This is a genomic window from Brucella pecoris (assembly GCF_006376675.1).
Lineage (GTDB): Bacteria > Pseudomonadota > Alphaproteobacteria > Rhizobiales > Rhizobiaceae > Brucella > Brucella pecoris.
Genome location: NZ_VEWK01000006.1, coordinates 55,649 through 67,852, shown reverse-complemented (window position 1 = coordinate 67,852; position 12,204 = coordinate 55,649). Strand labels below are relative to the sequence as shown.

The window sequence follows — 12,204 nt, the reverse complement described above, 5'->3', positions numbered from 1 at the left end:
CCTCCCAATGTACCGGTCAGAAGACCAGTTCGATATGCGTATCTCCCGCTTTCACGATGTGTTCGCGCATCAGGCGCTCGGCCAGATCGCCGTTGCGCGCCGTGATTGCCTGCATGATTGCTTCATGCTCATTGAATGACTGGCGACGCACATCCTCGCGTGACAGGACAGTCACCCTTGCGGCGTGGTCGTACATGCGCTGCGCATTTTGCAACCGGCGCAGATATTCGCATCCCGATGCCTCATGAATGCCATCGTGGAACTTCTCGTTCAGTTCGATCAACTGATCGACATTGCCCGCCTCAACCGCCGCCCGCATTTCCTCGATCACTGCGCGAAGAAAGCCGAACGCCTCCTCGTCGCCGTGCTTGGCCGCCTGCCGCGCAATGATGCTTTCCAGCGCGGCGCGAGCGAGTGTCATCTCTTCAGCCTGCCGCGCACTGAACGAAACAAATGTCCCACGACGCGCCTCCGTTCTAACCAGCCCCTCCCCTTCCAACTGGCGCAGAGCCTCTTTCAAAGGGCTCGTGCTGATACCGAGATCGGATGCCAATTGTCTTTCGTTCAGCTTTTCACCGGACTTGATCCGACCGGAAATAATTGCCTCCCGCAGATTGTCATGCACATGGTCTCTGAGGCTCTTCACCTTGATCGGAGAAAGGGGGGAAACGTTATCACCCAAGGCAACACCTGTTTGTCACGGAATTAACACGACGATCCTGAAACAGCGGAACTGATATGTCAATGTCTGATACATCAGATATCAATGGAAACTCTTCGTCTCGCCGCGAGATAACAAAAAGACGGCCAAAGGCCGTCTTCCGTGAATACGTCCTGATATGCAGATCGGGCCTATTCCGCCGCTGAATAATGCCCCTGATCCAGACTGGCCTGTGCAATATGCAGGCGCTTGTAGCGTCCGTCCTTCATAGCCAGAAGCTCGGCATGACTGCCCTGTTCGGCAATTCGCCCGCCTTCCACCACCAGAATGCGGTCGGCATTGACGATGGTTGCCAGGCGATGCGCGATCACCAGCGTCGTGCGGCCTTGTGAAAGCTCCGCGAGCGATTGCTGAATGGCGCGTTCGGTTTCCGTATCGAGCGCAGACGTCGCCTCATCCAGTATCAGGATCGGCGGGTTTTTCAGGAATATGCGCGCAATGGCCATGCGCTGCTTCTGCCCGCCGGAAAGCTTCACGCCGCGCTCGCCGATAACCGTGTCGTAACCTTCCGGCAGATTGGCGATCACGCCATCAAGCCTTGCACGGCGCGCAGCCTCGACGATTTCCGCGTCGGTCGCATCAAGACGGCCATAGGCGATGTTTTCCCGGATGGTTCCGGCAAACAGAAATACGTCCTGACTGACAATGCCGATATTCGACCGCAGAGATTTCAGGGTCATATCGCGAATATCAATACCGTCGACGAGAATGGCGCCCTGCGTCACGTCATAGAAGCGCGGCAGCAACGAGCAGATCGTCGTCTTGCCCGCACCTGACGGGCCAACGAAGGCAATCGTTTCACCAGCATGAATGGAAATGTCGAGACCATCGACAATGGGACGTTCGACACTGTAGCCGAAACTGACATTCCGGTATTCGATGTCGCCGGTCAGACGGGCAACGGTCTGCGCGCCGGGACGGTCGGCGATATCCGGTCGTGTATCGAGAAACTCCGTATAACGCTGAAAACCGGCAATCCCCTTGGGGTAGGTTTCGATAACCGAATTGATCTTTTCAATCGGGCGGAAGAACACATTCACCAGCAGCAGGAAGCCGACAAACCCGCCAGCCGTCAGTTCGCCGCGCACCACGAACCATGCACCTGCCAGCATCACCACGACCTGCACGAAGCGCATCGACAGATAGGACAGCGACATCGACGCCGCCATGATCTTGTAGGCAGCGAGCTTAGTGGTCAGATATTTGTCGTTGCTCTCCGCGAAAAGCTGGCGTTCGTGGTCTTCATTCGTAAAGGCCTGAACGACGCGGATTCCGCCGACATTTTCCTCGATCCGGGCATTGAAATCGCCAACACGCCGGTAAAGCGCATGCCAGGTGTGCGTCATGCGCCCGCCGTAGCGGGTGGTAACATAGGCCGACAGCGGAACGATGACCGCAGTTATCAGCGCCAGAGGTTCATGCACCCACAGCATCAGGACGAACGCGCCGATCAGGGTCATGATCGCAATGAAGACATCTTCCGGCCCGTGATGCGCAACCTCGCCGATCTCTTCCAGATCCTTGGTCAGTCGCGCCACAAGATGGCCGGTCTTCTGATTGTCGAAGAAGCCAAAGGAGAGTTTCTGCAGATGATCGAAGGCCTTGCGGCGCATCTCGGTCTCGATCTTGATGCCGAGCATATGCCCCCAATAGGTCACGATGACCTGCAGGAAGGCATTGACGACATAAATGGCGAGCAGACCGACCGCAGCAATGGCGATCACGCCAAGCTGACCCGTCGGCAGCAGCTTGTCGATGAAAAGCGTAACGGCGACCGGAAAGGCAAGCTCAAGCAGGCCGGAGGCCACGGCGCTGGTAAAATCCAGCGCGAACAGCCCGCGATGCGGACGATAATATCCGGCAAAGCGTTTCAGCAATCCAGCCATGGCGGGGCTCCCTCGAGATTATTCACAGGGTGCCTAACTCATTCATCTCCCTATTAAAAGGGTAATTTGACCAAAGAGTTCAAGATTTGAATGCTTCCACTGTCATTTGTCCGCAATTTCGCTGCCCGGAATGATTTTCCTGTCAGGACCTTGCTATGACGCGGTCGTGGAAAATCATTCCCATAACCATCATCGCAACGAAGAGCCATACCTGCGGCAGCCCCATGGAAAGTGCGGACACGACGGGACCGGGACAGAACCCCGCCAGCCCCCAGCCTGCGCCGAAGATGGCAGCGCCGGTGATCAGCCGCCGGTCGATTTCGGTCTTTTCCGGCAGATGGAAAGACTGGTCCAGCACAGGCCGCGCCATACGCCGCTGCAGCATCACGCCGGGGATAGCCACCAGCAGAGCGCCGCCCAGCACGAAGGCAAGGCTCGGGTCCCAATGACCGCTGGTAATATTCAGGAAGCCCGTCACGCGCGACGGATCGATCATGCCCGACAGCGACAGGCCGAAGCCAAAAATCGCACCCGCAAGCAGCGTCATGGCGAGACGAGCATATGCCGACTGTTTCATAGCAATGCTCCCGAAATGCTGGCCACCAAAATGCCGGTTAAGAGAAAGGTGAGCGTCGCGGCTATCGAACGCTTGGAAAACCGCGCCATGCCCAGAATGCCGTGGCCGGAGGTGCAACCCGACCCCATACGGGTTCCGATACCGACCAGAAGCCCTGCAACAACGATAACAGGCCATGACATGGCCATCGTGACCGGTGGAAAGGAACCATAAATCGCTGCATAGATGACCGGTCCGAGAACGAGGCCCACGACAAAGACCACATTGGCTGGAACCTGTTTGCCACCCAGAAGCCGCCCGACAATGCCGCTGATACCGGCAATGCGTCCGTTGAAGACGAGAAGCAGGACTGCGGAAAGACCGAGCAGCATGCCGCCCGCCAGCGATTGCAGATAGGTTACGATCATGACCGGCCCTCCGGTGCGCAGAAAATGCCGTAGAGCGCCTCGATGAGCTGTGCGGCCTTGGCTTCCGTCAGTCGATAGAAAATCTGCTTCGCTTCGCGACGGGTTTCCACGATGCCTGCTTCACGCAGCACGCCCAACTGCTGCGACAGCGTCGGCTGGTGAATGCCAAGCGCTTCCTCCAGCTCTCCGACCGAATATTCCCGTTCCGCAAGGGTACAAGCCAGCATGAGGCGCGCCGGATGCGACAGCGTCTTGAGGAGTTCGGCAACTTCGGTTGCCCGCCCCTCCATTTCCGCCCGCGTCATCTTGTTTTTATGGGCGGGCAGGCCGCCCGAAATCACATCCATCTCGTCACCTCATCATCAATATACAATTAAGTATAATATATAATGAAAATTACAAGAGGGGCCAAAACAAAAATGCCGCCGTTCAGGATCGAATGGCGGCATTTTTGTTTTTACGCATTTCCGAGAAGTGACTGAACAGCGGCCAGTTCCGTCTGGCGTAATTCGTGTCCGCCCGGATGCCAGACAAGCTCGACATCGGCTTTCTGGCGTTCGAAATAATGTGCGAGCGCTTCTGTCAGATCCGGCGGACAAATCGGGTCCATCCGCCCGGCGGTCATAAGAATTTTCGCGCCTTCCAACGCCGGATTGTCCTTCGGCCTGAACGGCACCAGCGGATGCAGAAGTGCTGCCTTGTCGAACACTCTGCCTTTCTCGATCAGCAGGTTCGCCATGATATTGGCGCCATTGGAATAGCCGAACCCAATCACTTCGGACGGCTTGTGTTCAGACACAAGGCCAGCAATGAACCCGGCCATCTTGTCGGTGGCGCGAGCAAGGTCTTCCATGTCGTAGACGCCCTCGCCCGTGCGACGGAAGAAGCGTGCAGCGCCAAATTCCGAAACGTCACCACGCGGCGATACGATGGTCGCGTCCGGCAAGAGCTGTTCCGCCAAGCCGAAAAACTGGTTCTCATCGCCGCCTGTGCCGTGAAACACGATGAAGAGCGGTGCTCCGTTCGCTCCAGCCTTCAGCCGGTGCTCATAGGTTTGGATAGTCATGTTCGATCTCCTGTCCCGACATCCTCAGATCTTGTCGAGATGTTCTTCGAGATAATTGCGCAAATGCTGGTGTTGCGCCGGCAGCTTCAGCGCTTCACCGAGATGCGCAGTATCCTCGTCGCGGTCGAAACCGGGTTCATTGGTGGCCACCTCGAACAACACACCGCCTGGCGTACGGAAATAGATCGCCCAGAAGTAATCGCGGTCGATGACCGGCGTGACGTGATAGCCCGTATCCATCAGCGCCTTGCGCACTTCCAACTGCTTTTCGCGATTATCAACGGCGAATGCCACGTGATGCACGGAACCGGCACCCTGCTGGTTGCGACCGACTAATGGCAGGGTTTCCAGATCGATGACGCCCGCACCATTGCCTTCCGGCATGATCAAGCGGGTGATGCCGTCTTTCACATCAAGCTTCTGGTATCCCATATATTTGAGCAGTTCCGAGGTCGCGCCTTCGTCGCGAAGCCGCATCGAGACCGAGTGAAAACCACGAATGGCGTGGTCTGCATCGACCCCTTCATGCGCCCACGGCGCACGCGGATCATCCCTCACTTCCACCAAAGCAAAGCTGTCACCGTCTGGCCCACGGAAATGGATACGCTTTTCACCGAATGCCTCGTCTTCGGATTCAACCTTGACGGCGGACTGTTCGAAGCGATCCTTCCAGAAACCGAGTGAACCTTGCGGCACGGCAAAAACCGTGGTCCCCACTTCACCTGTACCGTCGCGCCCGCGCGGCATGCCTGGGAACGGGAAATAGGTCATGACCGTGCCAGGTGTTCCCACTTCATCACCATAATAGAGGTGATAGACGCTCGGCTCATCGAAATTGACCGTCTTCTTGACGCGGCGCAGTCCCAGTACATCTGTGAAGAACCGGTTGTTGGAACGCGCATCGGCGGCAAGTGAGGTAACGTGGTGGAGGCCCTTGATCTGATTAAGCATGGCGATCTCTCCTGTTGTGTTACCGTCAATATAACCATCGGCATGATCATTGAAATATTGACAATCATGCACAGATTGTATCGATTCCAGATACAGTCACAGGGAATGAATATTTCTATCTAGACGTAGTGCCCCTTCAAAGTTTAGCTACCTGCAACAGCAACATAGAAAGGTTCCCCATGGCGTCCGGCTTGTTCGCGCTTCTTGATGATGTCGCAGCCATTGCAAAAATGGCGGCAGCCTCGCTTGATGATGTTGCAGGACAGACGGCAAAGGCCAGCGCCAAGGCGGCGGGCATCGTCATCGACGATACAGCCGTCACACCGAAATATGTGGTAGGGCTGAAGCCCGAACGCGAATTACCCGTCATCTGGAAAATCACCAAGGGATCGCTGCGCAACAAGCTCATCTTCCTGCTGCCGCTGGCGCTCATTCTCGGCTATTTCGCCCCCTCTTTCATCATGCCGCTTTTGATGATCGGCGGTGTCTACCTGGCCTTCGAAGGGACAGAAAAACTGGTCGAGTTTTTCATCCCGCACAAGGAAGAGGAACATGAGGAGAGCAAGGGCGCGACGCCTAAAGAGATCGAGCAAACGACCGTCAACGGTGCGATCCGCACGGACTTCATCCTGTCTGCCGAAATCATGGCGCTGACGCTGGCGGGACTTGCCCCGTCGAGTATCTATACGCAGGCGGCCATCCTCGCCGCCGTTGGCATATTGATCACCTTCGCCGTTTATGGCGTGGTCGGCATTATCGTGAAGCTCGATGATATGGGCGTTGCGCTTGTGCGCAACAGCCACACGGCTTTCGGCAGGCAGCTCGGTAAGGGGCTGGTCGCGGGCATGCCTATCATATTGAAGGTTCTGAGCACCGTCGGCACCATCGCCATGCTCTGGGTCGGTGGCAGCATCATCGTTCATGGTCTCGATTCAATCGGCATCCACAGCGTTGAAGCCTTCATCCATTCCATCGTCTCGCATTTGCCGAGCGAAGGCACCCGGTTTTCAGCCGCCTTCGAATGGGTCGCCACATCTTTCATGCAGGCCGTGCTTGCCGTCCTGATCGGCATTGTCGTGGTGATCGCCGTCAACACCTTCAAATCGTTCAAAGCCAAGGCCTGACTTCAGGCCAGATAGCGCTTGAACCACTCGATGGTCCTGTCCCATGCGAGCTTCGCCGCCGCTTCGTCATAACGCGGCGTGGAATCGTTATGAAAGCCGTGATTGACGCCCGGATAGATGTAAGCCTCGTAGGTCTTGCCGTTCTTTTTCAGCGCTTCCTCATAGGCGGGCCAGCCCTCGTTGATGCTCGTATCGAGTTCGGCATAGTGCAACAGGATGGGCGCCTTGATGCGCGGCACTTCATCCACCGGAGCTTGCCTGCCATAAAAGGGCACGGCTGCTGCCAATTCTGGAAAGGCAACCGCCGCCGCATTGGCAACACCACCGCCATAGCAGAAGCCGGTAATGCCAACTTTTCCGGTCGTCAGATCGCTTTTCATCATGAAATCGACCGCTGCAAAGAAGTCGTTCATCAGCTTGGTCGGATCAACCTGCTGCTGCAATTCGCGGCCCTTGTCGTCATTGCCCGGATAACCACCAACCGAAGTGAGTCCATCAGGCGCAAGCGCGATGAAACCGGCCTTTGCAACGCGGCGGGCAACGTCTTCGATATAGGGATTAAGGCCCCGATTTTCATGCACCACTACGACGGCTGGCAGCTTACCCTGCAGCTTGGCCGGTCGCACCAGATAAGCACGGACCTCACCATTTCCTTCCGGTGAGGGATAAGTGATGTATTCGGGATGGATATCGGGATCGGTGAATTCGACCTGCTGCGCCATCGCATAATCAGGACTGAGCGATGCCAGTATGGTTGTTGCCGTCATGGTGCCGACCGCAAATTTCGCGGCCCGATCCAGAAACTCGCGCTTGGTTATCCGGCCATGGGCATAGAAATCATAAAGTTCGAGAAGTTCTTGCGGAAAATCCTTCGCCGTCAGACGTGTCATGGTCAGCCCTTCCTCTCAAAGAAGGACAGTCTAACACAGAGCTGAACAGCGTAAACGCCGGATGCCCCGCACCCCGAAAGGTGCGGGACCGGAACAATCAGCGATAGACGATACCGCCATCCGTCAGGATGGCCTGACCGGTGATGTAATCGGAATCCGGGCTTGCGAGGAACGACACAAGTGCCGCCACATCGTCCGGCGTCTGGGCACGGCCAAGCGCGATCCCTTCCACATATTTCTTGTAGGTCTCCCCTTTCGGCGCACCGGTGATTTCCGAGAAGCGCTCGTCGATCTCAACCCACATATCGGTGCCGACAATGCCGGGGCAATAGGCGTTCACCGTGATCCCGGCGCTCGCATATTCCTTGGCCGCAGCCTGGGTCAGCGCGCGCACCGCGAATTTTGTGGCCGAATAGACGCCAAGCATCGCAAACCCGTCATGGCCCGCAATGGAAGACGCATTGATGATCTTGCCCTTCTGCTTGCGCGCCTTGAACTTGGCGGCAGCCGCCTGAATGCCCCACAAAACGCCATCGACATTGATGCGGAAAATCCGTTCGACTTCTTCCGGCTTGACGGCGGCTATGGGTTGAACCTGCGCAATACCTGCATTGTTGACGATGACATCGAAACCGCCAAGCGTCTTCTCCGCATGGTCAATCGCGGCGTAAACATCGTCACGCTTGCTGACATCGGCAGAGAAGGTGGATGCCTTGCCGCCCAGCGCTTCGATTTCCTGCTTGACCGCATCAAGCTTGTCGGCCTTCAGGTCGACCAGCGCGATATCAAAACCGTCCTTGGCCAGCCGCAACGCGATCCCGCGCCCAATGCCCTGTGCTGCGCCCGTGACAAGAGCAACCTTACCGTTTGCCGACATGATTCATCCTTTCCTGCGTGATTGGTGAATGGCAATGCAACGCATCCCAAAAGCGATATGGAACACGCGCCTGCCCCATCAACCCATATCGGGGCCGGATTTCATTGATTGCGATCAACTCTACTAAATTAGCTTGTCTATTGAAGCATCAGCTTCCGTCTGCTGCCTGCAGTAATTCCAGTGCGAGCTTGCGCGCCCCGGCGGAAATATCCGGATTGAAAATCAGCCAATACCCCTTGTCGCTTGTCTGCGACACCTCGCAGGCATGGATAAGCTGTCCGCGTTGCACGGCCCCGTCGATCAGCCCTGCCCAGCCGAGCGCCACGCCCTGATCGGCAATGGCTGCCTCGATCACCAGATTATAAGTGTTGAAGACCAGCCCGTAATTGCCGTCGTCAATGTCTTCACCGATAGCACCGAGCCATGACTGCCATGTGAACCAGCGATCGCCCTGCAGTGTATCGAGATGCAGCAGCGAGGCCGTACCGAGCCGTTTCCCATCCGGAAACGGACCATGCGCAGCAAGATAGGCCGGGGAACAGACCGGCACGACCTTTTCGCCGATGAAGGCGATGGCATCCTTCGGAAAATCCTCCCGTCCGCCGAACAGGATCGAAATATCCGCATCACGCCGGTCGAGCGGTTGAAGCATGGATGATGCCGTGATGCGGACATCCACTTCCGGATGTTTCGGGCGAAACTGCGCGACGCGCGGCATCAGCCAGAACGTCGCGAAGCCATAGTCGGTGGCTATGCGTAATCCCGGCGCGCGCTGGCGGCGTTTGATCCGCTGCACGGCCTCGTCGATTCCATCGAGACCGGAGCGCACCGCTTCATACAGAATGCGGCCCTCTGGCAATATCTCGACGCCACGCGCCCGCCGGGCGAACAATGCAACGCCCAGACGCTCCTCGATACGTTTTATCTGATAGCTGACCGCCGGTTGCGTCATGCCGAGTTCGCGCGCTGCAAGGGTCAGATTTTCCAATCGCCCCACCGCTTCGAAAACGCCAAGACTGCCAAGCTCCCAGGAAGGAGAAACCATAAATATTCTCTATAGCTTCGATAAAAAATGAATGGGTTTTTCCTTAGCCTAAATGATGTTCTCCTTAAAGTAGGAATACGAGACATAACCGGTTTTAATTAATCAGAGGGGTCACCACATGCGCTATTTGAAGATTGCGGCACTGGCTTTCACGGCACTGGCGGGGCTTTCAGGGGCGGCTTCTGCTGCCGATCCCGCGGCCTGCGAAACCATCCGCCTGTCCGATCCGGGTTGGACCGACATTACCTCCACCAACTCCGTCGCCAGCGTGCTGCTGGAAGGTCTCGGCTATAAGCCCGACGTGAAGACCATGTCCGTGCCGATCGGCTATGAAGCGCTCAAGACCGGCAATCTTGACGTCTTCCTCGGCAACTGGATGCCCGCACAGCAGAAATTCCGCGACGATCTCGACAAGGCGAAGGCCGCCGAAGTCATCGTCAAAAATCTTGAAGGAGCGAAGTTCACGCTGGCCGTCCCGGATTATGTGGCAAGCGAAGGCGTAAAGGACTTTGCCGACCTTGCCGCCCATGCGGACAAATTCGGCAAGGAGATTTACGGCATCGAGCCGGGTGCGCCTGCCAACCAGAACATCCAGAAGATCATCGAGGACCAGAAATTCAAGCTCGATGGCTGGAAGCTGGTGGAATCGAGCGAGCAGGCCATGCTCGCGCAGGTGGACCGCAAGAATAAGGACAAGGCATGGGTCGTGTTCTTGGCCTGGGCGCCGCACCCCATGAACAACAAGCTCAACATCGAGTATCTCGCGGGCGGCGATGACTATTTCGGTCCGAATTTCGGCGGGGCGGAGGTTTACACGCTTGGCCGCACCGGCTGGGCCGCACAGTGCCCGAATGCCGCAACGTTCTTCAAGAACCTCACTTTCACCGTCGATATCGAGAACGAGCTGATGGGCAAGATTCTGGATGAGGGCGCTGAAGGTCCTGCAGCCGCCAAGGAATGGCTGAAGGCGCATCCGGACCAGATCGACAAATGGCTTGCGGGCGTCACCACTTTCAAGGGCGAACCGGGCGCGGAAGCCGTCAAGGCAAGCCTCGGTCTCTGACCGTTAAAGACACAAAAATAGAAGGCGGGCGTTCCGGCGCCCGCCGTTTCGCGTTCCCACACTTGCCAACGGTCCCGCACAATGAAAAAGCCGAATATCCTCGTTCTCATGGTCGACCAGCTGAACGGCACCTTCTTCCCGGATGGCCCGGCCGAATTCCTTCATGTCCCAAATCTGAGAAAGCTTGCCGAACGTTCCGCCCGCTTTGCCAATTGCTACACGGCAAGCCCGCTTTGCGCACCGGCGCGCGCGTCGTTCATGTCGGGCCAGTTGCCGTTTCGGACCGGCGTTTATGACAATGCAGCAGAGTTTTCGTCTGAAATCCCGACCTATGCGCACCACCTTCGCAATGCCGGCTACCAGACCGCGCTTTCCGGCAAGATGCACTTCGTCGGGCCAGATCAACTGCACGGGTTCGAACAGCGGCTCACCACTGACATCTATCCGGCCGATTTCGGCTGGACGCCAGATTATCGCAAGCCCGGCGAGCGCATCGACTGGTGGTATCACAATCTCGGTTCGATCACCGGAGCTGGTTCGGCCGAAATCACCAACCAGCTCGAATATGACGACGAAGTTGCCTATCAGGCTGAAGCGAAGCTCTATGATCTCGCGCGCGGCCACGACGAACGGCCATGGTGCCTGACTGTCAGCTTCACCCATCCGCATGACCCTTACGTGGCGCGCAAACGCTTCTTCGATCTCTATGCGGACATTCCCGAACTTGATCCGAAAATCGGACCTCTGCCTGAAAGCGGGATCGACCCACATACGGAACGCCTGTTGCGGGCCTGCAAGGCTGAAGACTACGAGCTGACCCGTGAACAGGTTCGAACAGCGCGGCAGGCTTATTTCGCCAATATCTCCTATGTGGATGAAAAGATCGGCACCCTGCTTGACGTGATCGAACGCTGCGGTATGGCGGAGGACACGATTGTCGTCTTCACCTCCGATCACGGCGATATGCTCGGCGAACGCGGCCTGTGGTTCAAGATGAGCTTCTTCGATGGCTCTGCTCGCGTGCCGTTGATGATCGCGGCCCCGCAATTGCAGGCGGGCCACGTGGATACGCCCGTCTCGACGCTCGACGTTCTCCCGACACTGGCCGACCTTGCCGGGATCGACCTCAAGGGCATCATGCCATGGACCGACGGCGTTTCACTGACAGATGTTGCATCGGGTTCCGCCGAACGCGGCGCGGTTCCGGTCGAATATGCCGCCGAGGGCACCATAGCACCGATGGTCTCGCTGCGGGATGGTGACTGGAAGCTCAATCTTTGCCGCGCCGACCCGCCGCAACTGTTCAACCTTGCCGACGATCCGGACGAGCTGCACAATCTGGCGGAAAAACCGGAATTCAAAGCCGCTCTGGATGACCTTTTGGCCAAGGCAGAAAAGCGCTGGAATCTGGACCGCTACGATGCCGATATCCGTGCCAGTCAGGCGCGCCGTCACGTCGTCTATCCGGCATTGCGCAACGGCGCCTATTATCCATGGGACTACCAGCCGCTGCAAAAGGCGTCCGAGCGCTACATGCGCAACCACATGGACCTGAACGTGCTGGAAGACAACCAGCGCTTTCCGCGCTGAACACGAT

13 protein-coding genes are annotated in these 12,204 nt (G+C 57.2%); 3 read left to right on the top strand and 10 right to left on the bottom strand.

The features are described from left to right. Nucleotides 1–16: 16 nt before the first annotated feature. The 7 genes from FIB18_RS12785 to FIB18_RS12755 form a co-directional block, all read right to left on the bottom strand. A complete protein-coding gene (locus FIB18_RS12785; protein ID WP_140021238.1) occupies nt 17–625 on the bottom strand; it encodes a GntR family transcriptional regulator in 609 nt (202 codons plus the stop codon). Nucleotides 626–852: 227 nt separating this feature from the next. Further along, nucleotides 853–2,607, bottom strand: a complete 1,755-nt coding sequence (locus FIB18_RS12780) for an ABC transporter ATP-binding protein (protein ID WP_140021081.1) — start codon at nt 2,605–2,607, stop codon at nt 853–855. Nucleotides 2,608–2,749: 142 nt separating this feature from the next. Next, nucleotides 2,750–3,184, bottom strand: coding sequence for a YeeE/YedE family protein (locus tag FIB18_RS12775; protein ID WP_140021080.1), 435 nt, complete (start codon nt 3,182–3,184; stop codon nt 2,750–2,752). Further along, nucleotides 3,181–3,591: a YeeE/YedE family protein gene (locus FIB18_RS12770; protein ID WP_140021079.1), complete on the bottom strand. Its 411-nt coding sequence runs from the start codon at nt 3,589–3,591 to the stop codon at nt 3,181–3,183. Before FIB18_RS12770 ends, FIB18_RS12775 begins: the two co-directional genes overlap by 4 nt. After that, nucleotides 3,588–3,938 carry a sulfite-sensing transcriptional repressor BigR gene (bigR, locus tag FIB18_RS12765; RefSeq protein WP_140021078.1) on the bottom strand — a complete coding sequence of 117 codons (351 nt, stop codon included), beginning with the start codon at nt 3,936–3,938 and terminating at the stop codon, nt 3,588–3,590. The genes FIB18_RS12770 and bigR overlap by 4 nt, the downstream gene beginning before the upstream one ends. Nucleotides 3,939–4,048: 110 nt before the next feature. Next, nucleotides 4,049–4,657, bottom strand: a complete 609-nt coding sequence (locus FIB18_RS12760) for an alpha/beta hydrolase (RefSeq protein ID WP_140021077.1) — start codon at nt 4,655–4,657, stop codon at nt 4,049–4,051. Between the two features lie 24 nt (nt 4,658–4,681). Further along, nucleotides 4,682–5,608 (bottom strand): VOC family protein, encoded by a 927-nt coding sequence (locus tag FIB18_RS12755; protein WP_140021076.1) that lies wholly within the window; start codon nt 5,606–5,608, stop codon nt 4,682–4,684. Nucleotides 5,609–5,787: 179 nt separating this feature from the next. Here FIB18_RS12755 and FIB18_RS12750 point away from each other — a divergent pair, with 179 nt between their 5' ends. After that, entirely contained in the window at nt 5,788–6,732 is a 945-nt protein-coding gene (locus FIB18_RS12750; RefSeq protein ID WP_140021075.1) for a DUF808 domain-containing protein, read from the top strand. Nucleotides 6,733–6,734: 2 nt separating this feature from the next. Here FIB18_RS12750 and yghX read toward each other — a convergent pair whose 3' ends face one another. From yghX to FIB18_RS12735, 3 genes are all read right to left on the bottom strand, one after another. Then, nucleotides 6,735–7,622 carry a YghX family hydrolase gene (gene yghX, locus FIB18_RS12745; protein WP_140021074.1) on the bottom strand — a complete coding sequence of 296 codons (888 nt, stop codon included), beginning with the start codon at nt 7,620–7,622 and terminating at the stop codon, nt 6,735–6,737. A 97-nt stretch (nt 7,623–7,719) separates the two neighbouring features. Then, entirely contained in the window at nt 7,720–8,499 is a 780-nt protein-coding gene (locus tag FIB18_RS12740) for an acetoin reductase (RefSeq protein ID WP_140021073.1), read from the bottom strand. Between the two features lie 148 nt (nt 8,500–8,647). Further along, nucleotides 8,648–9,544 carry a LysR substrate-binding domain-containing protein gene (locus FIB18_RS12735; RefSeq protein WP_140021072.1) on the bottom strand — a complete coding sequence of 299 codons (897 nt, stop codon included), beginning with the start codon at nt 9,542–9,544 and terminating at the stop codon, nt 8,648–8,650. 118 nt (nt 9,545–9,662) lie between these two features. Between FIB18_RS12735 and choX the strand changes: the two genes are divergently transcribed. Together choX and betC are read left to right on the top strand one after the other, a co-directional pair. After that, on the top strand, nt 9,663–10,607 hold the full coding sequence (choX, locus tag FIB18_RS12730) for a choline ABC transporter substrate-binding protein (RefSeq protein ID WP_140021071.1): 945 nt from the start codon (nt 9,663–9,665) through the stop codon (nt 10,605–10,607). Nucleotides 10,608–10,688: 81 nt separating this feature from the next. Next, nucleotides 10,689–12,197 carry a choline-sulfatase gene (gene betC / locus FIB18_RS12725; RefSeq protein WP_140021070.1) on the top strand — a complete coding sequence of 503 codons (1,509 nt, stop codon included), beginning with the start codon at nt 10,689–10,691 and terminating at the stop codon, nt 12,195–12,197. The last annotated feature ends 7 nt before the right edge of the window (nt 12,198–12,204 follow it).

Bases quoted from the DNA above. Each gene is read 5' to 3' on its own strand.
- FIB18_RS12740 (WP_140021073.1), bottom strand. From the start codon at position 8,499: ATGTCGGCAAACGGTAAGGTTGCTCTTGTCACGGGCGCAGCACAGGGC.
- bigR (WP_140021078.1), bottom strand. From the start codon at position 3,938: ATGGATGTGATTTCGGGCGGCCTGCCCGCCCATAAAAACAAGATGACG.
- FIB18_RS12760 (WP_140021077.1), bottom strand. From the start codon at position 4,657: ATGACTATCCAAACCTATGAGCACCGGCTGAAGGCTGGAGCGAACGGA.
- FIB18_RS12750 (WP_140021075.1), top strand. From the start codon at position 5,788: ATGGCGTCCGGCTTGTTCGCGCTTCTTGATGATGTCGCAGCCATTGCA.
- betC (WP_140021070.1), top strand. From the start codon at position 10,689: ATGAAAAAGCCGAATATCCTCGTTCTCATGGTCGACCAGCTGAACGGC.
- FIB18_RS12735 (WP_140021072.1), bottom strand. From the start codon at position 9,544: ATGGTTTCTCCTTCCTGGGAGCTTGGCAGTCTTGGCGTTTTCGAAGCG.
- yghX (WP_140021074.1), bottom strand. From the start codon at position 7,622: ATGACACGTCTGACGGCGAAGGATTTTCCGCAAGAACTTCTCGAACTT.
- choX (WP_140021071.1), top strand. From the start codon at position 9,663: ATGCGCTATTTGAAGATTGCGGCACTGGCTTTCACGGCACTGGCGGGG.
- FIB18_RS12775 (WP_140021080.1), bottom strand. From the start codon at position 3,184: ATGAAACAGTCGGCATATGCTCGTCTCGCCATGACGCTGCTTGCGGGT.
- FIB18_RS12755 (WP_140021076.1), bottom strand. From the start codon at position 5,608: ATGCTTAATCAGATCAAGGGCCTCCACCACGTTACCTCACTTGCCGCC.
- FIB18_RS12780 (WP_140021081.1), bottom strand. From the start codon at position 2,607: ATGGCTGGATTGCTGAAACGCTTTGCCGGATATTATCGTCCGCATCGC.
- FIB18_RS12770 (WP_140021079.1), bottom strand. From the start codon at position 3,591: ATGATCGTAACCTATCTGCAATCGCTGGCGGGCGGCATGCTGCTCGGT.